The following is a 23,095-nucleotide window of genomic DNA, read 5'->3' as shown; positions in this document are numbered from 1 at the left end:
AAATAAGGAGCAAATAAGAACAAATTAGGTAAAATTATATAAACTGTAGAAGGTGGTCTAAAAGGTGGCCTTAAAATAGCTGTTTAAAGAAAAAATCTATATATTTCAATATGTTTAAGAAATAAAATGGTGCCCAAAAGAGGACTCGAACCTCCACGCCTTACGGCACAGGTACCTGAAACCTGCGCGTCTACCAATTCCGCCATCTGGGCTCATAAAATTCATCTAAGCGCATGACGCAATTCTGTCAATAAAATTATAGAATTTATTTTTTCAGCTTAAAACGATTGAATTGAATTTTTGGGGAGATCATGATTTTAGAAGTTTAAGGTGTGAGGACTTTCTTTGATAAAATTGTTGAATCCGGATTAAATGTGTAAATAATAGGAATACCGGTCGCTAATTCTTGAGATATAATTTCCTCACCGGAGAGACCTTCAAGCGCCATAATAAGAGCACGAAGAGAATTTCCATGCGCTGCGATTAAAACAGTTTGGGAGCGCAAAATATGAGGCTGGATATGGTAAAGATAATAAGGCCAGATGCGCGCACCGGTGTCGCGTAGGCTTTCTCCATTCGGGGGTGCAATTGTATAGGAGCGGCGCCACATTTGCACTTGCTCTTGCCCGCATTGTTGGCGTACTTCATCTTTATCTAAACCAGAAAGATCACCATAATTACGTTCATTTAATGCAGGATTTTTTATCACTTCTAAATCTGATTGTCCCATTTGCTCTAAAATGTGCTGAGCGGTTTTTTGAGCACGCTGTAAGGCTGATGTATAAGCGATATCAAACTTCAAACCATATTCTTTCAGTTTTTTTCCTGCTGCTATCGCTTCGGCATGACCTTTTTCTGTTAAATCAGGATCTTTCCAACCGGTAAAAAGGTTTTTGAGATTCCATTCACTTTGTCCATGACGAATTAGTGTAAGTATGCGTCCCATTATGAATTGCCTCTATTCTATTGATTGTTTAAAATTCATTGTTCAATCCCAAAACATCGAACATTGAATAAAGACCGCTTTCATGATTTTGTGCCCATAAAGCTGCTTTTAATGCGCCATTGGCAAAGATAGAGCGTTCTTGCGCTGTATGTGAAAGAACAATGCGCTCATTGGAGCCGGCAAAAATGATACTGTGTTCTCCAACAACTGTCCCACCACGTGAACAGGAAAAGCCAATGGTGCCTTTTTTGCGTTTACCTATATGACCATTGCGTTCGTTGACACGCACATTTTTAAGCATAACATTGCGCCCTTCAGCTGCTGCTTGGCCAAGAAGAAGGGCTGTTCCAGAAGGGGCGTCAACTTTGTTAGCGTGATGCATTTCATAAACTTCGATATCAAAATCATCGGCTTCTAATGCTTTAGCGGCTTTCTTTACAAGGTTGGCTAAAAGATTTATTCCAAGGCTCATATTTCCGGATTTGACAATTGTTGTATATTTCGCAAAATCTGCAATTTTTTCTTCTTCTGTTTTGCTAAATCCTGTGGTGCCAATAATATGGACAAGGCTTTTTTGAGCAGCGTAGTTAGCATAAAGAATACTGGCTTCTGGTTGTGAAAAATCTAAAATACCTTCTGTATTAGAAAAGGCATTTTCGGGATCGTCAGTGATACCAATCCCAAGAGAATCTGAACCAATTAAGGCACTGGCATCTTTTCCTACAAACGGTGAGCCTTTGCGTACAAGAACAGCACAAAGTTCTACATCTCTCCTCTGCTGGATTGCTGTAATGAGTTCACGTCCCATTCTTCCATTTGCACCAACAACTGTAAGGCGCATTTTTATCTCCTTATAATACTTTACTGTGCAGTATAGGCAAATTCTTGCCTTCTTTCCAATGGTTCTTTTTCTTTATAGAAAAATTTTTTTCCTGCTTTAATTTATCTTGTTGTGCTGTAAAATACTGTTGTTTAGAGCAAGTGATATAAGATCTACAAATTTAAATAGAGATGTTTTTCGTTAGAGTGTGTAATGAATATTCCTAAGTAAGGTTTGCTTATGACACCTAAAGGAGATTGTGTATTACTTTACGCTTTTGTTTTTTTCGTTCTTTAAGGGGGGAGCGTTCTTCATGCAAAACAAGATCTCCCAAACAAAATACACCTATGTTGTCAATTCATGCGCTTTTCTTAAAGAAATATTTATCAATTCTTCTAAACTTATTTTATGATAGTGCTCGTGAGTGGTATCACGAGAGAGTATCCATGAATAATATAACATCTATTCTGCACCACTATCTTTATGCTTCATAAATAGAGAAAATTAGCATTATCACGTTTTGTTAGCCTTTAATGTTTTAATAATTCTTGGCACTTAGGCATTTTCATTCTTTTCTTTAATATTCTTTCATTTACCAATTCTATTTGTGACGCATAAGAAAGCGATTTTGATTGTTTTAAATGTGATGAAGGTAATGAGAAAAAGGTATTTGGAATTGATGATTAAAGTAAAAAAATGATTATTTATCATTGTATATAAATATGTTATCCATAAATACAATCACGTAAAAAGGGGGTAAAAACAAGGGGCTAACAAGAAGTTGGATTGTTTACACACGAGAGTTGGTCGGATTCTTCATCTTTTAGGAAAGTCAGTTGAAAAAATTGTTATGTTATAAAAACGCATGATGAGGATTTTTTTTATTATAGAGCAAATAGTATATATGTTATGCAATGCGTTTTTTCATATATTGGGGAGACTTGAGGATAACATGCGTTAAGTATTGTTATTTTATTTGCCTAGCTTCTAATGATGCTACAGCTCTTGTATTTAAAGAGAGTCGTTAAAATGCTTTCTTAAATATTTTTTATTCCTGTGCTAATCTTTTTTTGTGACACGATAAGAAAGTATTTTTTTTTGATTCAATTATAATGGGTCTTATTCCCTGTTGAATACGATTATAAATCATTATATCGTTTATACGCATGCATAAAAATTCATAAACCTATAAATATCCTTTAGATAAAATATCACTTTTATTTTTGTTGGTGAGAGAAGGCTAGAAATCAAGATCTGCATAGTGAGCACTTGCAACAATTCCGCGGACGCGATCTGTTAAAAGAGAACGAAAAGAAGGGCGTGATTTTATTCTCATATACCAGTCTTTGGCAGCAGGAGATTGTTCCCAGTCAATTTCCCCTAGAAAGTCAAGTACAGAAATAGAAGCTGCTGCTGCTAGATCTGCATAGGACAAGGCAGAACCGACTAAGCTATCGCGAGAGGCACAGAGCCAATTGAGATAGTTCATATGTGGTAAAATATTGGCACGTGCATTGCGTAAAATTTGTGAATTAGGAGCACCACCGCCAATGGCAAGTGGCATTTCACGTTTATGGATTCGTTCTCGTACGATATGGCGCGTTGCTTCATTTTCGAATTTATTTAAGAACCAGTCATTGAGACGGCGTACTTCCGCACGATCTAAAGGATTTTCCGGAAAGAGCTTATTTTCTTGTCGTAAACTTCCATGTGTTTCGTCTAAATATTCGCAGATAACAAGAGGACCTGATAATGGAACCTCGTGTTCATCGAGAAAAACAGGAACATGACCAGCGGGATTGAGGGCTAGAAATTCGTGTCTTCTTGCCCATTCATATTCTTCAATCAGTTGAGTGGTTACACCATATTCCCCAAGAATGAGGCGTATGAAGCGCGAGGCAGCGGATAGGGGAGAGTGAAAAAGTGTCAGCATAATTTACACTATCAAATAGAGTTGAAGAGAATTCTTTCAAGTAACCATTTTTATAAAGATGCTTGACTAGAAGTACAAGATCATTAGTAGCTGCTAGTAATTATAATTAATAAATTGTTAATGACTAGGAATTGTTCTCTTATGCGATGGTTTGCAAAATGGCAGCACGTAATTCTTCTAAACCGAGAGCTTTTTCTGAAGAGGTTACAAGAAGCTCAGGATAAGCTGCTGGACGTTTAAGAAGCTTTGTTTGTGTGCTCATAATTAATTTTTCCAAGGCATTTGATTTGATTTTATCGCTTTTTGTCAAAACAATTTGATAGGAAACGGCTGCTTTATCAAGGAGAGCAAGAACATCCTCATCATTATTTTTGATTCCGTGCCGTGAATCAATCAAGATATAGACACGTTTTAACGTTGTGCGCCCCCGTAAATAGCTAAAAATCAAATTTGTCCACTCATCAACGAGATTTTTAGGAGCAGCAGCAAAACCATAACCAGGCATATCTACTAATGCTAGAGGGGGAAGGTCTCCTAGTTGCCCACTGAAGCCATCGGGGACAAAATAATTAAGCTCTTGAGTCCGTCCTGGTGTATTTGAGGTACGTGCTAAGCTTTTTTGTTGAACGAGTGCGTTGATTAAAGATGATTTTCCAACATTGGAACGTCCTGCAAATGCAATTTCTGGTGGTCCTTCGGGGGGGAGAAAGCGTATTGCTGGTACACCACGAATAAAAATCCAATTGCGAGAAAAAATTCCAGAAAGGGAAGAATCTCTTGTCATTCATGCACTTCTTTTTTGGATGATCTTCTCCAGATGGCTTTCAGATTATCAAAAAGCTCAATTTTAACTCCTTGGCGCTTCATCATGATACCTTGCTGAATGATTGATAATATATTGTTCCATGCCCAATAGATGACGAGACCAACAGGGAAAGAGGCGAGCATAAAAGTAAAGACAACAGGCATCCATGTGAATATCATCGCTTGGGTTTGGTCTTGAGGAGCGGGATTCATACGCATCTGTAAAAACATCGTTATTCCCATAATCAAAGGCCATGCACCAATCATAAGAAATGTTGGCGTTGTATATGGCAAGAGACCAAACAAGTTAAAAAGAGAAGTTGGATCGGGTGCCGCTAAATCTTTAATCCAGCCAAAGAAAGGGGCATGGCGCATTTCAATGGTGATATAGAGAACTTTATAAAGAGCAAAGAATATTGGGAATTGAACCAACATCGGCCAACAGCCTGCAAGGGGATTTATTTTTTCGGTTTTATATAGTTCTATTATTGCCTTTTGTTGTTTGGTTTGGTCATCGGGATACTTTTCTTTTATTTCTAGCAACCGCGGTTGTAAAAGCTTCATGCGTGCCATAGATTTATAAGATTTATTGGCTAGAGGGAAAAGAAGAGTTTTTAAGAGCACTGTGACAAGAAGGATGGCGATACCAAAATTCCCTGTTTGTTTATAAAGAATATCAATGAGGGAAAACATTGGTTTGGTGATGAAATCAAACCAGCCCCAATCAATTAAAAGAGCAAACTTTTTGATTTTTAGGTCATTTTGATAACTATTAATAATTTCAACTTGTTTTGCACCAGCAAAAAGACGATTTGTAACAGTTTTTGTTTCATTTGGGGCAATCGTTAAAAGCGACCCTAGCAAGTCAGACTGATAATGTGTTTGCAAACGATCAAAATAAATAAAACGGCTTGTATATTCTTTATTTTGCGGGGGAATAACTGCTACAGCCCAATATTTATCGGTAATACCAATCCAACCTCCTGTTACTTTGGAAAAAGTCACGCTCTTTTGCCCATTATCAGGATTTGGGTCAAGCTCTGCTAAGGTTTTATATTTTTCAGTTTTGAGCGAATCTCCAGCAATACCTATCATACCTTCATGAAGTAAATAGGTTGCATTTGTATGTTCTGGTGGCGCAGCACGTGCAACGCGGGCATAGGACGAGAGATGTATTGGTTGATCACTTTCATTGCTGATAGAATCCTCAATGGTAAACATGAAATGATCATCAACAGAAAGGGTCCGTCGGAAGATTTGTCCCTGTCCATTATTATAAATTAAAGTGATAGGTGTTGAAGGAGTCAGGATTGTATTGTTTCCCTCTACTTGCCATTTTGTATCCGATTGTGGCAAGGCTTTTGCTGGCAAAGACGCACTTGCAAAACCAAATTCAGCAAGGTAGGTCGTTTTGAAACCTTTAGGGTTTAGCAAATCGATTTCCGGTGATTTTTTATCGACTGTTAAACGATATTTTTTGAGGTGAAGATCATCAAATTGTGCACCAACAAGATTAATAGAGCCTTCCAGTTCATTGGTTTGGATCGCAATACGCTCTGTTTTGGCCAATACAGCTTTCCGGATTTCAGGTGTCATTGGCTGTTCGATGATAGATGTTGCTTGATGCGTTGAGGTATCGTCAGAAAAATCCGTCGTGGTAGTAGAAAGGGCTGATTGTTGTTTTGACAATTGCTGTGTGATGACATGTTGTTTTTGTAACTTTGCTTGTTTGGGAGCAACATGAAGAAATTGCCATGCGATGAGCACTACGAAAGATAAGCCAATAGCGATAAAGAAATTACGGTTATATTCCATCCGTACACCCTTGTTGTTGTTGCTGATGTTTTATTTTTGGTTTTATTCGCCGATTTAATTCACTAATCAAGGATGTAAAAGGCACATGTAACACATCACGGTACGCTACAATAACATAATCTGTTCCTGCTTCCATGTGGTTTGTTACACCAACTCTCACGGCTTCACGCAAGCGCCTTTTAATACGATTACGTTTCACAGCATTACCGTTTTTACGAGTAACAGTGAAGCCTACACGTGCAAAAAGAGAATCTTTTCTTTCTGTTATTTGTTCACGAGATTTAACTTCGAGCAAAAATAAAGGACCACGTCGTTTTTCTCCTGTACGGACAGCCAAAAAATCTGCTCTTTTGCGAATACGGCAGGGATGTTTTTTCTTCATAAAAGAACATTTCGCAATTTCACTAAATGCCTGCAAGCAGGCATTAGAGGTTCATAATGAAAGTTTCACAACGAAGAAATGATGAGCAATCCTCAAAGGTTGTGAAAATTTAAATGGTTAGGCAGAGAGCCGCTTACGTCCACGAGCACGTCTTGCAGCAATAACTTTACGTCCTCCAGCTGTGGCCATGCGTGCACGAAACCCATGGCGGCGTTTACGGACAAGTTTAGAGGGTTGGTAAGTACGTTTCATTTATTTAAATACCGCGGAGTGCGGCCCTTCTTAATCTTCGTTTTACGAGCAGTTATGCGCGAGAGGGATAATTTTATCCTATCATACGGCTGTTAACCCATAAGGAAAAATATAAAAAAAGTCAATCTTAGATTGTTTTTCTCTCTCTTGAAAGAATACAAAACACCTTATAACTGTCTGTGACACTTTTTTACAATACTGTAAGAGTGTTAGAAAATAACAATTGAATCTACAGAACGTAAATGGCTAGGGCGTTAAAGAATTAAAGAAAGTGTGACTGATTACTGTATGCTCAATTTAAAATATCCTTTAATATTAAGAGTTTTTTTTTACAAAATTTTTATCAGAATATTCATTAAAGTGGTTGTAGCACAAACATGATTAATAGGATTTATATCAGATTCTATGTTTGAGCTTCTTTATTTAAGGATGGTTTCATATTTTTAAAGAGAATAAGATATAAGTAATGTATACTTTATAATGCTGAGTAAAGTAGAAAATTATCAGATGATAAGCCTGTAAGTATTTTTTGTTCTTATGCTTGTATTTGCTGGTATTTTTATAGAGAGGAAAGAACGTGGATCCTATCACAAGTGAAGCTGTCCGCAACGTATTACGTACAATCAAAGGACCAGATCTTGAAAGCGATATTGTGTCGTTGGGTCTTCTTTCAGAAATATTGATTGCTGATGGTAAGGTTTTCTTTTCTATTACAGTTCCTGATGGAGGTGTGCAAGAATGGGAATCATTGCGTCGTTCTGCTGAAAAGATGGTATGTGCCTTGGAAGGAGTGCAATCTGTTGTTGTCACACTTACAGCAGAAAAAACAACAAATGCAGTACCTAGACGGAGAGCAAATCTCTTACCTATCAAAATGCCCATAGAAGGTGTGCGGCATGTGATTGCTGTTGCTTCTGGAAAAGGAGGGGTAGGAAAATCTACGATGGCAGTAAATATCGCCTTAGCTTTACAAGATTCTGGTTTCAAGACGGGGGTGATGGATGCTGATATTTATGGTCCTTCGTTGCCACGTTTGACAGGACTTGTTAATCAAAAACCACAGCTTATTGGAGAAAAAAAGATTCAACCTCTTGAAAAATTCGGACTTAAATTGATGTCGATGGGATTTTTGGTTGAGGAAGAAAAGCCGGTAGTATGGCGTGGTCCTATGGTTATGGCAGCTGTAACGCAATTGTTACGAGATGTTGTATGGGGACCTCTGGACATTTTGGTCGTTGATATGCCGCCCGGTACAGGGGATGCACAATTAACGCTTGCTCAACAGGTACAATTAACAGGTGCGTTGGTTGTCTCTACGCCCCAAGATCTTGCTTTAGTGGATGCGCGTAAAGCAATAGAAATGTTCATGAAAGTCAATGTTCCTATTTTAGGACTCATTGAGAATATGAGTTATTTTATCGCTCCTGATACAGGAAAACGCTATGATATTTTTGGCTATGGTGGTGCACGGGCAGAAGCGGAACGTCGAGAAGTCCCTTTCTTAGCGGAAATACCGCTTGATGCGGCTTTAAGATTTTCTTCAGATGAGGGGGTCCCTATTTTTGTTTCTAAGCCTAGTGAAGAGCATGCTAAACTATATCGTAAAATTGTTGATCAAATAAAAAATCAACTCTTTTGAATGTTTTTTTTAGAGAGTTTATTAAAACACAATCATGAAAGACATAAAAATAGTTTCTTCTTTGTAAGGGGAAGTTTTAATGTGAGAACGGAGTATATTAGGTTAAATAAATAAAAAACTATTCATGCGTTTGGATAACCTGAAGGGGAAGCAAATTGAAGAGTTAGAGCCGTGAGGTAGAAAAAATATTGGACTTGAGGCTAAAAGAAGAAGACAGAAAATAAAAATAATTTAGAAAAATTGTAAAAGGTTGTAAAAAATATTTTAATAATCAATTTTTTCATAAAATAGTATTTTTTCAGGTGTAAAAAAAGCATTTTTCGATGTGAGTTTTCTTGATATACATCTTCAACATTTAGTTTTTTCTTATTGAGATGATAAAAATATTGGTCAAGTCTTTTTAGAAGCATTCATTTTTTGCAAAGTAGCCTCAAGAGCGGTTGTTAAAGCATTCCTTCCCCCTTGATGAGAAAAGTAATCTGACAAAAATTCATTTGTCCCACCCTTTGTTGAAAACTCTTTTTCAAGCAGTGCAAAATCGAGAAATGCAGAATGATCCGTTGCTGTAATTTTACGCATTTCATCCGTAAGATTTCCAAACATCATAGTAAGGAATTCTGCTGATTGCTGTTTTTTTAACCCTTGTGTTATAAACCATTGATGGGCAGTTTCTATAAAATTAAAATATACTCCCATAAGTGAACCTGCTGTCATAAAAAGATTAAACTGCTCTTCCTTATCCAGCACTAATGTGCCCCCCAATGCATCAAATAAAGTGCGTAAAAAGGGATGATCGGGATAGATTGGTGTCAAATTTTTGCATTCTGCAACAAAAGGTAATGGAACAGCACGATAAACTTTATGATTAATCCACTCTTCTATTTCTGCTGCTTTTGCCATAGCAAGTACGGAAATAACCAGCTGTTCTGGACGAAAACAAAGAGAGCGCAAAACGTCTTCTGCAATTTGATTGGGCAAGCAAAGAAAAACACAATCACTAATATCGAGCAACGCTTGGTTATTTTCAGCAATCATAACCGTATCATAGGTGCGTGAAAGGCGCTCTGCTGTTTGTGCATTGCGAGGTGAAACAACAATAGAAGAAACATCAAAGGTGCTTGTCATTAAGCCATTCACCATTGAAGCACTGATTGTACCCGTTCCTAAAAAGCCAAGTCTCATTTCTATTTCTCAGTTTTACAATTTAAAAGGAATCTTAATCAACATCTCAAGTGTTTTAACTAACATAAACGCTAATTGAAGAAGCAACACATAACATAGCAAAAATAATCAAGCCCAAATAGATTTTAGGCTTGTCAAAGAGAACGGCAAAAGCAGAAAACCAACCAACAACAGCTGCGGCTAATGCAAATAAAAAACCTGGTTTATTCATAAGCACAATATGCATTGCCATTAAACCACCAATAATCAGCGCTCCAAAAACAATGAGCAAACCTGTTGCAAACTTTTCATAATCATCCATATTTCGCTCCTTATAGCGCTCAATTATTACACACTTTTTAACGCACATGCACATAAAAACGAAATGTTTTTTATTGAATATGGTTAAAACGGGGGCTGCCTTTTATTGATCAGATGTAAAAAATGCAGGGATATGCTGTGGCCAACGCCAAGGTAAAACTGCAATTAAATCAAAGCGTACAGACAAAAGGGCATAATCTTTTTGCCGTGCGAGCCAAATATCGGCAGCTGCTTCAATTCGCCGTTCATTCATTCGGGAAACCGCTTCCATTGCTTCAGCCAACGTTGAACGTGCTTTAACTTCAACGATTAACACAAGATTTCCACGTCGTGCAATTAAATCAATTTCCCCACATTTTGTTTTAAAACGCCTTTCGGCAATGTGAAACCCTTTGCAACGTAGCCACCAAGCGGCCAATTTTTCTGCACGAATCCCTCGATAAAAAGACTTTTGTCTACGTTTTTTTTGTATCATTTTACGCATTTTTTAAAAAGATTAATCGCTGAAAAAGTTCCTGCTTTTTAAAACCGGTTTTTTTTGCAACAAAAGCTGCTGCTTGAGCAGCAGAATGTGTCCGTGCGCGTTCTAAGAGCATTTCATCAATTTCTTGATCACTTATCACATTTAAAGAAGAAGATGATTCTCCAACAAGTACAACAATTTCCCCACGAATATGTGCTTGTTTTCTGTAATTTTCTAATAAGTCTCCCAAATTGGAAACATCTACTGTTTCAAACTTTTTTGTTAATTCACGACAAATGGCAGCAGGTCGATCAGCTGAAAAAAGTGTGACCATATCCTGTAAAGTTTCAACAAGACGATGCGGTGATTCATAAAAAATCAAAGTTGCTGGAATCTCTTTTAATTGTTCCAATCGTTTTCTGCGCTGTAGCTTGCGTGCACTCAAAAAACCTGCAAAAAAAAAGCTATCAGTAGGAAGCCCTGTCGGTATAAGAGCGGCTAAAAGAGCAGATGCTCCAGGAATAGGAATAATTTTATGACCAGCTTTACGGGCTTCTTCCACCAATCTAAATCCAGGATCAGAAATAAGTGGTGTTCCCGCATCTGACACAAGCGCTACTGTTTTGTTTTCTGCTAAAGCCGCTAAGAGCTTCGGACCCGCTTTTTGCGCATTATATTCATGATAGAGAAAAGTTTTTTTTTGAATACCGTAACGTTCTAACAAAACACGTGTTACTCGCGTATCCTCACACGCTAAAATATCAATTCCTGCAAGCACTTGCAAAGAACGAAGCGTAATATCTGCAAGATTTCCGATAGGTGTTGCCACAAGATAAAGCCCTGATTCTATAACGGGTGCAGAATAAGCATGCGCACCTATAAAATATGCTTTTTCACACATGCTCTTTTCTTTTCATTAAATTCTCCTCACTACAAGATTTTTATCCATACTTATAAGCCATTTTGGCTTATTTTTTACCAGCACATTTTTTATCATTACAAAGGCTTACCTTACTCGAATAATCGATTACACTACAATAAGATAATTTCATATTTAACGTCTTAATTTAACATTATTATCTATTTTGGTCCGCATTATTTTTTCCAGTAAAACAAATTCCAAATGTAACCAATATTCTATCAGCCCCATGATTTTCTATAAAGTTTTGCCTTCGAGAACCAAAAAACAATTTTACCCATGTTATCATCTCATGCTTGGTTATGCTCTTTTAAAAGCTAAGCTTTTTAGATTATTTTCATAATGCCGATTTTTCAAATATTCTATTGATATCCAAACTGTTTTTCTGAGCAAATGTAAACAGCCTCTTTTGAAGCACAAACAGTTAACTAGCAGCTGACTGTATTGTTATTGATTAAATATAAGCTCTTATCAGCAAAATACTTTATTTTTTCATATTCTCTATAGCTTTAACAGTATAATGAGTACCTTAGAAAAGTTTAAGGCTAATTTTTATCTTAAAGATTTTATTTATAATGGAAAATTTATTATTTTGCCTATTAATTAGGAGCTTTAAATATCGTAACATTATCTCAGCTCTTCTTATAGTCATTAATTAAAATTATTTTCGTGCATCTTGAAACCTTCTCAAAGCAAAGATTATCGCATCATTGGGGATCGCAGAGAAAATTATGCTGTTAGCTTGTACTTTTTATTTCGTAAATATGGAACTGTTCGTTCACAGGAGTGTGTTATACCTTTTTCGGATAGTGTCGCGAAATAATTGTTTGATATGAGAGCTATCTCTTAAAAACAAGCCCATGATTGAACAACACAAGTCTGCTTTAATTTTGGATACCTTATTTTTTTGAAGGATATGCTCCTATAAAAAAACGTAAGTAATAAAAGCGGGGACAATACGTTATCTCTTCTTTTTAGAGGATATTGTGATGCTTTTGAAAGTTTAAAAACCAAATGGACAGATGATAGTAAAGAGGAAAACAGGTTTTTTCCTTTCAGGTTTCATATTCTTGCTAAATGAAACTGTATTTTCGTTTCAGAGATTACTCAAATAGAATATGCAATATTTTTGCTCTAGCTACAAAATCTGGAACGGCGTGCAGAGCTTTCATTCATCTTAATCTTTCTTTTAAATATACCACTATGTTCAATTTGGATGTTGATTTACAAGCAACAGCGAAAGCACAAGCTTTATAAACAAACAACTCTATAAAACGCGTCATAGAGTGGTCATGAAAGCTATTTTGGTTTTTATCAGATGTTTTGCTAATAGCGATAGTCTCCATGGCTTGGTATCTGCTTATTCTTACGGTATTTGTACACATTCATTGCAGTATATTGGTAAAGGGCAGTATATTGGTAAAGGTTAGATACAAGACGATTATCTTTAATGCAAAAATAAAAGGTTAATGTAAGATTTTTTCGTGTCATTATCATTAGAAACATAAAAAGGGCTTGAGCAAGCATGCTCTTTATCTCTTTATCTCGCAATGTTTTTTCTACATTTGTTTGTGGTTTTCTTGAGTGAGCATTACTTGCCAAGTGTAGGAGAAAAAATAAATGTGAAGCGCATCTTCAGGGGGGGCTCTTGGCTAGTTAAAACGATTGATGTTTCTTATGAGAGGGCTAAAAGCATTTTGGATCATGTGGGAGAGGGGGTAAAGTAGAACGGGCTTATTTTCTTTCAGATTTTCGAGAACCGCGGTTTTTCCTTTATTGCAGAATTTTCAAGAATATATTCATTATTGTTTTGTTATTTAGATAAAAAAATTTTGATAAAAATATGTTATGTTTTTCTATTGAAAAAAGTCATGCGGTGAAGAGAGTATTTTATATGAGAATAGAGTTCTTTTTACATTGTGAAAGAACGTATGAAGGAAGGTGATTGATAGATTTCTGATCTGGGAAATATTTTTATTCAATGTGTTTTGTATATTTCAATTTTAGGAAAATGAACAATGATTACATATTGGGATAGAAGGGGCCCTCATTACCTTGCGGACAGATCCAAGTGATATTTTGGTTTGGATCTTTGATATCGCATGTTTTACAATGTATGCAATTTGAAGCGTTGATCATATAAGTCAGATGATCATTATCCTCTAGCCACTCGTAGACAGCGGCGGGACAATAGCGTGTTGAGGGTCCTCCATAGATCGCATATTCAGAGTCTTTTTGTTTTTTTAATGAGGCTATTTTTAAATGACAAGGTTGATTTTCTTCATGATGCGTATTGGAAAGGGCAACACTTGAAAGGCGATCAAAGGTTACAACGCCATCTGGTTTTGGGTAAGAAATGGGTTGAAATTTTTCTGCTGGTTCAAGGCATGCATAATCTTCCTTTCCATGGGAGAGTGTTTTAAATAAGGAAAATCCGAACAGTTGTTGCCACCACATATCAAAACCAGCAAGTTTAATTCCATATTTTGTCCCATATTTTGCCCAAAGCGGTTTGGCATTTCGCACTTTATAAAGATCTTTTCCAATGAGCCCTTTTCGCCATTGTTCTTCGATTTCTTTAACCTCATCATGGGCACGCCCTTGTGCAAGAGCGGTAGCAATTTTATCGGCAGCTAATATGCCAGATAAGATGGCATTGTGTGATCCTTTGATACGAGGAACATTGACAAATCCAGCAGAGCAGCCAATAAGCGCCCCACCAGGAAAGGTGAGTTTTGGTACAGATTGCCAACCTCCTTCGCTGATAACACGTGCACCATAGGAAAGACGTTTTGCGCCTTTAAAGATTTTATAGAGTTTTGGATGTGTTTTAAAACGTTGAAATTCTTCAAAGGGAGAAAGGTAAGGATTTTTGTAATCTAAGTGCACAACAAAACCGACAGAAATGATATTGTTTTCTTGGTGATAAATAAAGCCACCGCCACCGGTATTATTGTCTAAGGGCCAACCAGTGAAATGTTGTACTAAACCGCGTTGGTGTTTGTTGGGGGCAATTTCCCAGAGCTCCTTGAGACCAAGACCAAATTTTTGTGGTTCTCGATTTTTGCTAAGATTAAAATGTTGTATCAGTTGTTTTGCAATTGAGCCGCGTGCTCCTTCCGCAATCAGAGTATATTTTGCCAATAAAGCCATCCCAGGCATATAATTTTTTCCAGGGGTTCCATCTTTGTTAAGCCCCATATCTCCGGTGAGAACACCAATAATAGCTCCGTTATCTTTTTGGATGATGGGTTCTGTTGCTGCAAAACCAGGATAGATTTCAACACCCAACGCTTCAGCTTTTTTGCTTAGCCAGCGGCAGACGCTCCCAAGCGAAACGATATAACATCCGTTATTTGATAAGATTTTAGGGTGCAAAATATTGGGAAATACTGTGGACTTTTGAGGCTTTAGAAAAAAAAATTGGTCCTGTGTGACAGGGGTTGTGAAGGGATGGTCGTTATCATTTCGCCATTCTGGTAAGAGTGTATCGATACCAATGGGGTCAACAACTGCGCCAGAGAGAATATGTGCACCAACTTCGGTCCCTTTTTCAACAATTGTGACAGAAAGCTCAGGATTAATTTGTTTAAAACGAATTGCGGCAGAAAGCCCTGCAGGTCCTGCTCCGACAATGACTATATCAAACTCCATACTTTCACGTTGGTCATGCAGAGGTGCTTTCATGGCTTATAAAGCTTTCTCCAATTCTGGAATAATTTGGTGGAGATCACCTACAAGGGTGTAATCGGCAATTTGCATGATGGGAGCTTCTTCATCTTTATTAATGGCAACAATAATTTGTGCATCCATTATACCGGCTACATGCTGGATTGCACCGGAAATGCCAACGGCGATATAGAGTTCAGGGGCAACGACTTTTCCTGTTTGTCCAATTTGCCAATCATTGGGAGCATAGCCTGCATCCACTGCTGCGCGGCTGGCACCTAAAGCAGCATTTAATTTGTTTGCAAGAGGAAGAAGCAGGGCCATAAATTTCTCTTGAGAACCAAGACCACGCCCGCCTGATATAATAACACGTGCTGAGGTGAGCTCAGGACGATCACTTTTGTTTGTCTCTGCTTTTACGAAAGAAGAAAGATTTGGATTGGGAGCTGGTGTTATTGTTTTAATGGGAGCAGAATTATTTTGGGAAGGCGTTGGGGTGAAAGAAGCGGTGCGAACTGTTATAATCTTTTTATAATCATTGGTGCGGACAGTTTCAAATGCATTGCCTGCATAAATTGGTCGTTTGAAGGTATTGGGTGAAAGAATGGCGGTAATATCTGAAATTTGCATAAGATCAAGAAGAGCTGCTACGCGCGGCATCACATTTTTCCCAGTACTGCTGGATGCTGCCATGATCACATCATAATCATTTGCTAACGTGAGAATTGTATCTGCCATAGGCTCGGCAAGTTGATGGGCTAAATAGTCTGCTTTTGCAATAAGAACTTGCCGCACACCATTAAGTTTAGCACTATTTTCCGCTATCGTTTGAATTTTTTCTCCGCAAACCAGAATATCGATATCATTACTGAGTACGCGTGCAGCGGTGAGTGCTTTTGCTGTTTCTTCTGTATTATGATCGGCCAATAAAAGAATTGCCATAAGTTTTTGCCCTTTTATGTGAGTGTTGCTTTTACTCTAGTGGTGAGAATATTAAATGCAGTTCTTCTGTTTTAAGGCTCTGACAAGTTCTACTACATTTGCCACTTTTATACCGGATTGACGGGGTTTTGGCTCTTCAACGCTTAAAATTGTTAAGCGTGCTTTCGTATCGACGCCAAGATCAGTAAGAGATTTTTGTTCAATGATTTTCTTTTTTGCTTTCATGATATTGGGGAGAGAGGTGTAACGCGGTTCATTGAGCCGTAGATCGGCGGTCATAACCATGGGAAGGGGAAGACAAAGGGTTTGTGTTCCATTATCAACTTCACGAGTAACTGTAGCATGCCCATTTTCTATGTTAAGATGTGAGGCAAAAGTTGCTTGTCCCCACCCAAGAAGAGCAGCGAGCATTTGTCCTGTTTGGTTGCTATCGTCATCAATTGCTTGTTTTCCTAAAAAGACCATATTAGGTTTTTCTTCATCAACAATGGTTTTGAGAACCTTAGCAATTGCTAAGGGTTCAAGTGTTTGATCCGTTGTGACAAGAAGTGCGCGATCAGCTCCCATTGCAAGTCCTGTTCGTAGAGTTTCTTTGGCTGCTTCTGGGCCAATTGAAACAAGAAGAACTTCTGAAATTTTACCGGATTCTTTTTGGCGAATGGCCTCCTCCACGGCTATCTCATCAAAAGGATTCATAGACATTTTTACGTGAGACAGATCAACGCCTGTATTATCAGGTTTGACGCGTATCTTGATGTTATAATCAACAACACGTTTGACAGCGACAATTATCTTCATAATGATCCTCTTTGTTTGTACGTCATAAGTTTATAGCAATACTCATAAGAAACAAAATTGTTTAGAATGAAGTCTCAATTTATAACTTGTGTTCTCTTTCATATAAGCTTTTTTTACGTTTACTTGTACTTTCTCGTCGTCATTTTCAATCTTCATATTTTTGCATTGCCATAATTGCCCTATTTGCTTGAATAAAAAGTAAAAAAATCAATTTGTCTTGTGAGAATATTTTTTTAGTTTCTTATGCTTTGTTTATGATGGTGCAATAGGTCCTTTATGCAATGAAAAATTAAGTAAAAAAGATAAAAATGGGGGAAAAATATTTCTAACAAAAAAGTTTTTGGGAGTTCTTAAAGCTCTATTTACTAAAATAGAGCACACTTTCTTATCATTTGTTGCGATTCTTTTCAAAAAGGTTAATGAGGGGTAGGCGTTTGTGAATACGAAGGGTCATACGATCGGCCAGGCGACCAAACAGGTTAGGAACGATAAAGTCTTTTCTTTTGTTAAACAGAAAGAGAGCATGGATACTTCTGTAGAAGTAACGATGTCGGATATTGCTCAAAAATTACGCACCGTTTATGCGCAAATGCAAATGAAGCATTCGCCTCGTTCTTTAATGCAGCAGAGTTCGGTAGAAGAGCATTTTAAATCTTACTTAGATGATATTAGTCGGGCCATTTTGGCTGAACATTATATACGTCGTCAAAGAGAAAAAAAGCTTTTCCAGTCTTTAGAGCAGATTAAAACAATTGTTCAAAGTTTGCAGAGTGAAAAAAAAAGCTTAGAAGAAGCAGCGGTAACACGACGGGTGTCTCGTTCAAAATCACCTGATTCTGTTGTACAAAAACTTGCTCACATGGAATGTGAGGGAAATCAAGAACGCTTATTACTTCAAAAGGTGCAAAATTTTTCGAACGAAAACAGCATAATTTCACTCCAAACAAATGTTGAAAATACGGTGCAGCAAGAAGATAGAAGCCATTTGCCCAGTGATGCTCTGAAATCTTCTTTTAAAAAGGTTGAGGGGGTAGTGGAGCATGCTGTGATAGAAGAAAAAGGTATGATGGGTGCTCAGGCATCTAATCATTGTATTGAGAATGATTTTTCTTCTTTAAGGACGCAGTCTCGGGAACATGTGTCGTTTTTATCTTATTTGCTAAAAAAAGGTGTTCTTTGTTTTTTAACCGTTGCATTTGTGGTAGCGATAACGTTATGTTTTTATAGCTTTTTAAAAGGAGCTCGTTTTTTTTAATTTTTATGATGTTGATGTTAATAGATGTGAAATGTATTGCGCATTCGTGTTTGTGCGGAAGCTATAGCAACTAAAATTATCCTTTTAAACACGCAACAGAGATTATTGGAAAAGAGGATAATTGGAGAAGGATTCTCTAATTGTAAAAAAAACCTCAAATTATCTTGAAGGTTCTGTAAGTGAGTATTTATTTACCAATTGCTGAAATGTCACTCAATATGCTGATCTTGATTGGTATGGGAGTCGTTGCTGGTTTTTTTTCAGGACTTTTTGGAATCGGTGGTGGGTTTCTCATCACGCCGTTATTGATTTTTTATAATATTCCTCCTGCTATTGCTGTTGGAACAGGTGCTAACCAGATGATTGCGTCATCTGTAACAGGAGCAATTACACATTTTAGAAGACGTACGCTCGATATTAAACTTGGTATTCTTTTGGCGATTGGAGGAGGGATTGGTTCTTTAATCGGGATTCAGGTTTTCTCTGTTTTGAAAAAGTTAGGTCAATTAGACTTAATGATTTCGCTTCTTTATGTGATTCTTCTTGGAAGTGTAGGAAGCTTGATGATCGTTGAAAGTTGGTATGATATGATGCGCAAGCGTAAGGCAGGAAAAGCCAATATTCGTCTTGCTGGTCGACATAATTGGATTCATCGCTTACCCTTAAAAATGCGTTTTCGGACATCTATGATATATGTTAGCATTATTCCAGTTTTAGGGATTGGTCTCATTGTGGGGTTGTTGTCTTCTATTATGGGAATTGGTGGGGGGTTCTTTATGATACCAGCATTGATTTATCTTCTGCGTGTTCCAACCAGTGTGGTGATTGGGACTTCACTTTTTCAGATTACATTTGTGTCTTCTTTCACGACAGTTTTGCAAAGTATGACTAATCAGTCCGTTGATATTGTCTTGGCTTTTTTGTTAATGCTTGGAGGAAGTATTGGTGCGCAATATGGAACACGGGTTGGACGGAAGTTAAAGGCTGAACAATTGCGTATGGCACTTGCATTTTTAGTGTTGATTGTGTGTATGCGTCTTGCTTTTCAATTATTTATACGCCCTGATAATCTTTTCTCTCTGGATATTCTTATGAGATAAAAATGGGTAGATTATTTTCTTTATACATCATTACAGGTTGCTTTTGTTTTATTTCTTTTTCTACATGGTCACATGTTGGGACGCCAGCTACATTCATTGATCAAGTTGACCACGAAACTGTCCAAATTATTGTAACAACGAATACGATTACTGTGGATGCAAATTTTGCTGGTCGTGATCTTTATATTGCTGGTGTTTTGGAAAATATTGATCCGTTATATTCTCGACAGAACCGTTATGATATTGTTGTAAGCTTGGAGGGACAAGATCGGACAATGGTGATGCGAGAAAAAAAACGCAATGCCGGTGTATGGGTCAATACAGATTCTCTTATTTTTAAAAAGGTTCCTCTTTTTTACTCTATGGTCACAACACGTGAAATTGACGATATTACGAGCATTGAAGATTATAAACGCTTAGGGTTAGGATTACTCTATTTGCCATTGCAGACGGAAGAACAAGATCAGAAAAAAATACAAATCTTTCGCGATGAACTTATAAAATTGCAAAAAGCTAAAAGCCTTTATTATGAGGAAGTGGGTGGGGTTCGTTTTGGTTCTGACACACTTTTCACAGCGCATTTTCGTTTGCCAGCAAATATTCCGGTTGGACATTATAAAGTTCGTGCTTATCTTTTTCGTGATGGACAGTTTATTGATAGTGCAACAACGACTCTTGAAATTGTTAAAGCACATATCACCTATACAATTTTTTATGCAGCGCACAAGTATCGTTTTTTATATGGTATTGTTGCAGTGATTATTGCTATTACTACAGGATTTTTGTGTCGTTTGATTTTTCGAAAAGATTAACGCAAGGAAAATGTTAAGGCTTTTATTTTTTATGAAAAATTCGTAAGATAAGAAAAATAGGCACAACAACAATAGCTCCTGTCATAGTTATATGGAAGAAATTTGTAAGCGTTATAAATCCTGCTTCCCATAGTGATTGAAAAAAATCGACTATTTTTTGTATGAGGTTTCGAGGTGTCCATCCCAAAAAATTCATTACGATACCAATGAAGAATGAAAGGATAAGCAATTTTAGACTAACGCGGCTTGATTTTTCTCCAAGAAACGCATGAAAAGAATCTAATATTTTTTTTTTCGCTTCATTTTAATATACTTTCAAAGATCGTGTTTTTTATTGTATTATCATGGTACAGCGATGTTATTATCATAAAGGAAAAACATTTTTTTATTTTTTCTTACTTTTTTGAGTTTATCACCTTAGTCTGGTTAACGGTGCTGGTTTTTGAAATATACACATGTTTTATTGCATTTTTTGCGATATTTTCATGGCCCTTTTTTATTAAATAAAGGGATATCCTTTTGTTTCTGAGAATTTGTAGAGAAATTTTATAACGTTTCGATATTTCACATCAGAGTGAGAGTTCTAGTATATTGAAGATTTTGTAACGAACTTATTATTGTCGTGTATAGAAATAATATTTCAAGACAGTTTACTTAAAAAAAGACTATCTATTCTAATAAGGGTATGCTTATATAAGTATTATATTTAGATATTTCAACCTTGGTGCACTGAAAAGATCTTTTTTTCTGAAAAAATGTAAGCAATGATAAGCAATGAATTGAGTGTTGTTAAAGGAGCAAAGATATTAAAAATACGATGTTGAAAAAAGTTTTGTTATGTATATCCGCGTGAGGGAATGTAAGAGGTTTGTGGTGCCCGTGCTCCTTTTATTTGGAAATAAGATATAATTAGAAGCCGTTATTTAGTGGGGAATTATGGAAAAATTCAAAATTCCTCTTGCAGAAGGGGTAGAGGTGTTTCATGTTAGCCGATGGGTGAATTTTTCTGTTTTGTTAAAATATCAAATTATTATTAGGGTTCTTCGTTATTAAGGCGCTTGAGTTAACAGGGGAGAGCCCTTTGATGGCATAAAAACGCTAGAAGAAAGAAGTGACAAGCTTGCCTGATAATAGAGAAGAAGTCTTTGTCTTATCGCGTTCAATGGTAGACGTTGTAATATTATCAATAGATTTGTGATGGGTTATGTCATTCATCATATATTAAATTGCTTTTCGGTGCATATTGGGGGCTTGTTAAGTATGGACAGGAGAAAAGGTTGGAAAGTGGTGCTGTTTGAAAGTTTTAATACTTTGTTTTAGGGGCCTATGGATCGTCTAACCTTATGATTAAGCATGTTCTTGTTGCGTGGGAAATTTATATAATAAACTTTATTTAAAAGGAAAAGTTATGAACTTGAAGAAAAAAATATTGAAAGGGAGCAGCTTTCTTGTTTCTGCTTTTATTGCACTGGGGGTAGTTGGACAACAGGTTTTAGCAAAAACACCGGCTGATACCCTTGTGATGGCTTGGAATCTTGATGCAATCAGTACGTTTGATCCTGCGCAGCTCAATGATGTTTATGGAAGTGAAATTGTTCGCAATGTTTGTGATAACTTGGTGAGTACTGCGACAGATGATCCTGCTAAAATGGTTCCTGCTTTAGCAACGCATTGGGATGTTTCAGGTGATGATCACAGTACGATGATTACTTTTCATTTGCGTGATGGTTTGAAGTTTAATAATGGCAGATCAGCCAATGCCAATGATCTTGTTTGGGGTATGAAGCGGATTGTCAAATTGAAGATGGGTAATGCGGCAATTTTTAATGAATATGGAATTGTAGAACAAAATGTTGATGATGCTTTGCAAGCTCCTGATGAGAAAACAGTTGTGATGAAATTTGATAAACCTTATCCAGCAGAACTTATTCTTAATAATATTGTTGCAAGTCCTGCAACAGCTTTGCTTGATCGTAACACGATTATGAAACACGAAAAAAATGGTGATTTGGGAAATCAGTATTTGAAGAGTCATGCTGCTTGTGTTGGTCCTTATCAGTTAAAAAGTTGGCGCCCTGGAGAAGCTCTTTTGTTGCGTGCAAGCTCTCACTATTGGGGACAAGCGCCTAAACTGAAGCAGATTTTAATTCGCCATGTTGCAGAGCCCGGAACACAACGCTTGTTGTTGCAAAAACATGATATTGATGTTGCTCGTAATTTGACACCTGAAGATCTTGCAGATCTGCAAAAAACAACAGATGTTAAAATCAAGGAAGTGTTAGAACCATCCATGATGTACTGGGGATTCAATACGACGAATCCTATTTTTGCTAAGGAAAAAGTACGCTTGGCGATGCGTTATCTTATAGATTATGAAGGTCTAGGCAAGAAGCTTCTTAAAGGGATTGGTGTTCCACGGGCCAGTTTTATTCCTCTTGGTAATCTTGGAGCTTTGGATGAAAAAGAGGGGCAGCCCTTTAAGCTTGATATTCAAAAAGCAAAACAGCTTTTAGCAGAGGCCGGTTATCCGAACGGATTTGAAGCAAATTTTATTGTCTCAAATGCTCCTTATACTTTGTTACTTGCTCAGTCACTTCAAGATAGTGCAGCACAGGCGGGCGTGCGTCTTAAAATTGAACGTGTAGCAGGTACACAGTTGTTTTCAAAAGTGAATGCACGGGCTTTTGATACGGCTTTTATCGGATGGAATAATGATTCTGCGGATCCTCATACAATGGCTTCACGTCTTGTTTATAATCCAGATAATCGGCTTGAGGCAAAAAATACAGCCTATCCTAGTTGGCAGCATGGGTATTTTGATGCCAAAATGAATAAAAAAGTTGAAGAGGCGTTGTTTCAAAAAGATCCGCAAAAACGGGCACAAATATATGCTGATTTACAACGTGAACTTATGCAAAAAGGACCTTATGCGTTTATCTATCAGAAATATACTGTTATTGCGATGACGCCTGATGTCAAAAAGTGGGTTTGGAATAGTGCACCACGTATTTTTTATAGTGCAATTGAAAAATAAGAAGGATCAGGTTTATAAAATATAAAAAAC

21 protein-coding genes and 1 tRNA gene are annotated in these 23,095 nt (G+C 37.1%); 6 read left to right on the top strand and 16 right to left on the bottom strand.

Features of this window, described 5'->3' with window-relative positions:
* Window positions 1-127: 127 nt before the first annotated feature.
* The 8 genes from ACFILU_RS06500 to rpmH form a co-directional block, all read right to left on the bottom strand.
* Window positions 128-212: transfer RNA gene (locus ACFILU_RS06500), tRNA-Leu, on the bottom strand.
* 113 nt (window positions 213-325) lie between these two features.
* Window positions 326-946 (bottom strand): 2,3-bisphosphoglycerate-dependent phosphoglycerate mutase, encoded by a 621-nt coding sequence (locus ACFILU_RS06495; protein WP_375675271.1) that lies wholly within the window; start codon window positions 944-946, stop codon window positions 326-328.
* A gap of 28 nt (window positions 947-974) precedes the next feature.
* Window positions 975-1,787 carry a 4-hydroxy-tetrahydrodipicolinate reductase gene (gene dapB, locus ACFILU_RS06490; protein WP_375675269.1) on the bottom strand — a complete coding sequence of 271 codons (813 nt, stop codon included), beginning with the start codon at window positions 1,785-1,787 and terminating at the stop codon, window positions 975-977.
* A 1,219-nt stretch (window positions 1,788-3,006) separates the two neighbouring features.
* Window positions 3,007-3,699: a glutathione S-transferase family protein gene (locus ACFILU_RS06485; RefSeq protein ID WP_273790709.1), complete on the bottom strand. Its 693-nt coding sequence runs from the start codon at window positions 3,697-3,699 to the stop codon at window positions 3,007-3,009.
* Window positions 3,700-3,838: 139 nt separating this feature from the next.
* Complete coding sequence (gene yihA, locus ACFILU_RS06480; protein WP_375675267.1) at window positions 3,839-4,483, bottom strand: ribosome biogenesis GTP-binding protein YihA/YsxC; 645 nt, start codon at window positions 4,481-4,483, stop codon at window positions 3,839-3,841.
* Entirely contained in the window at window positions 4,480-6,318 is a 1,839-nt protein-coding gene (yidC, locus tag ACFILU_RS06475) for a membrane protein insertase YidC (protein WP_375675265.1), read from the bottom strand. The genes yihA and yidC overlap by 4 nt, the downstream gene beginning before the upstream one ends.
* On the bottom strand, window positions 6,308-6,700 hold the full coding sequence (gene rnpA / locus ACFILU_RS06470; RefSeq protein ID WP_375675263.1) for a ribonuclease P protein component: 393 nt from the start codon (window positions 6,698-6,700) through the stop codon (window positions 6,308-6,310). Before rnpA ends, yidC begins: the two co-directional genes overlap by 11 nt.
* Before the next feature lie 117 nt (window positions 6,701-6,817).
* On the bottom strand, window positions 6,818-6,952 hold the full coding sequence (rpmH, locus tag ACFILU_RS06465) for a 50S ribosomal protein L34 (protein ID WP_005864709.1): 135 nt from the start codon (window positions 6,950-6,952) through the stop codon (window positions 6,818-6,820).
* A gap of 577 nt (window positions 6,953-7,529) precedes the next feature.
* Between rpmH and ACFILU_RS06460 the strand changes: the two genes are divergently transcribed.
* Window positions 7,530-8,591 carry an Mrp/NBP35 family ATP-binding protein gene (locus tag ACFILU_RS06460; RefSeq protein ID WP_375675261.1) on the top strand — a complete coding sequence of 354 codons (1,062 nt, stop codon included), beginning with the start codon at window positions 7,530-7,532 and terminating at the stop codon, window positions 8,589-8,591.
* Between the two features lie 390 nt (window positions 8,592-8,981).
* Here ACFILU_RS06460 and ACFILU_RS06455 read toward each other — a convergent pair whose 3' ends face one another.
* The 4 genes from ACFILU_RS06455 to rsmI all read right to left on the bottom strand — a co-directional run bounded on the left by ACFILU_RS06455 (window position 8,982) and on the right by rsmI (window position 11,437).
* Window positions 8,982-9,773 carry a pyrroline-5-carboxylate reductase gene (locus tag ACFILU_RS06455; protein ID WP_375675259.1) on the bottom strand — a complete coding sequence of 264 codons (792 nt, stop codon included), beginning with the start codon at window positions 9,771-9,773 and terminating at the stop codon, window positions 8,982-8,984.
* A gap of 55 nt (window positions 9,774-9,828) precedes the next feature.
* Complete coding sequence (locus tag ACFILU_RS06450; protein WP_330168884.1) at window positions 9,829-10,074, bottom strand: hypothetical protein; 246 nt, start codon at window positions 10,072-10,074, stop codon at window positions 9,829-9,831.
* A gap of 102 nt (window positions 10,075-10,176) precedes the next feature.
* Entirely contained in the window at window positions 10,177-10,545 is a 369-nt protein-coding gene (locus ACFILU_RS06445; protein ID WP_375626549.1) for a YraN family protein, read from the bottom strand.
* Between the two features lie 4 nt (window positions 10,546-10,549).
* The gene (gene rsmI / locus ACFILU_RS06440) at window positions 10,550-11,437 is read right to left on the bottom strand and encodes a 16S rRNA (cytidine(1402)-2'-O)-methyltransferase (RefSeq protein ID WP_375675257.1); all 888 of its coding nucleotides are present in this window, start codon (window positions 11,435-11,437) and stop codon (window positions 10,550-10,552) included.
* A 1,310-nt stretch (window positions 11,438-12,747) separates the two neighbouring features.
* On the opposite strand from rsmI, the gene ACFILU_RS06435 reads away from it, so the two are divergent.
* Window positions 12,748-12,885: a hypothetical protein gene (locus ACFILU_RS06435; RefSeq protein ID WP_375675255.1), complete on the top strand. Its 138-nt coding sequence runs from the start codon at window positions 12,748-12,750 to the stop codon at window positions 12,883-12,885.
* A gap of 592 nt (window positions 12,886-13,477) precedes the next feature.
* Here the strand turns inward: ACFILU_RS06435 and ACFILU_RS06430 are convergent.
* Genes ACFILU_RS06430 through ACFILU_RS06420 form a run of 3 tightly spaced genes read right to left on the bottom strand, consistent with a single transcriptional unit; the run spans window position 13,478 to window position 16,864 of the window.
* On the bottom strand, window positions 13,478-15,142 hold the full coding sequence (locus tag ACFILU_RS06430; protein WP_375643626.1) for a 4Fe-4S dicluster domain-containing protein: 1,665 nt from the start codon (window positions 15,140-15,142) through the stop codon (window positions 13,478-13,480).
* A 3-nt stretch (window positions 15,143-15,145) separates the two neighbouring features.
* Window positions 15,146-16,066: an electron transfer flavoprotein subunit alpha/FixB family protein gene (locus tag ACFILU_RS06425; protein ID WP_273790718.1), complete on the bottom strand. Its 921-nt coding sequence runs from the start codon at window positions 16,064-16,066 to the stop codon at window positions 15,146-15,148.
* Window positions 16,067-16,117: 51 nt separating this feature from the next.
* Complete coding sequence (locus ACFILU_RS06420; RefSeq protein ID WP_375663188.1) at window positions 16,118-16,864, bottom strand: electron transfer flavoprotein subunit beta/FixA family protein; 747 nt, start codon at window positions 16,862-16,864, stop codon at window positions 16,118-16,120.
* Window positions 16,865-17,300: 436 nt separating this feature from the next.
* Here ACFILU_RS06420 and ACFILU_RS06415 point away from each other — a divergent pair, with 436 nt between their 5' ends.
* The 3 genes from ACFILU_RS06415 (at window position 17,301) to ACFILU_RS06405 (ending at window position 20,031) form a co-directional block, all read left to right on the top strand.
* Window positions 17,301-18,119: a hypothetical protein gene (locus tag ACFILU_RS06415; protein ID WP_375675253.1), complete on the top strand. Its 819-nt coding sequence runs from the start codon at window positions 17,301-17,303 to the stop codon at window positions 18,117-18,119.
* A gap of 179 nt (window positions 18,120-18,298) precedes the next feature.
* Window positions 18,299-19,219: a sulfite exporter TauE/SafE family protein gene (locus tag ACFILU_RS06410; RefSeq protein WP_375613503.1), complete on the top strand. Its 921-nt coding sequence runs from the start codon at window positions 18,299-18,301 to the stop codon at window positions 19,217-19,219.
* Window positions 19,220-19,221: 2 nt separating this feature from the next.
* Window positions 19,222-20,031 carry a TIGR02186 family protein gene (locus ACFILU_RS06405; protein WP_375675251.1) on the top strand — a complete coding sequence of 270 codons (810 nt, stop codon included), beginning with the start codon at window positions 19,222-19,224 and terminating at the stop codon, window positions 20,029-20,031.
* Between the two features lie 22 nt (window positions 20,032-20,053).
* Here ACFILU_RS06405 and ACFILU_RS06400 read toward each other — a convergent pair whose 3' ends face one another.
* The gene (locus ACFILU_RS06400) at window positions 20,054-20,317 is read right to left on the bottom strand and encodes a DUF6460 domain-containing protein (protein WP_375675273.1); all 264 of its coding nucleotides are present in this window, start codon (window positions 20,315-20,317) and stop codon (window positions 20,054-20,056) included.
* 1,122 nt (window positions 20,318-21,439) lie between these two features.
* Between ACFILU_RS06400 and ACFILU_RS06395 the strand changes: the two genes are divergently transcribed.
* Entirely contained in the window at window positions 21,440-23,065 is a 1,626-nt protein-coding gene (locus tag ACFILU_RS06395; RefSeq protein ID WP_375675249.1) for an ABC transporter substrate-binding protein, read from the top strand.
* The last annotated feature ends 30 nt before the right edge of the window (window positions 23,066-23,095 follow it).

Source organism: Bartonella sp. CL100XZDX (genome assembly GCF_042195375.1).
GTDB lineage: Bacteria > Pseudomonadota > Alphaproteobacteria > Rhizobiales > Rhizobiaceae > Bartonella.
The sequence above is the reverse complement of the archived record's forward strand: the minus strand, read 5'-3'. Positions and strand labels throughout refer to the sequence as shown.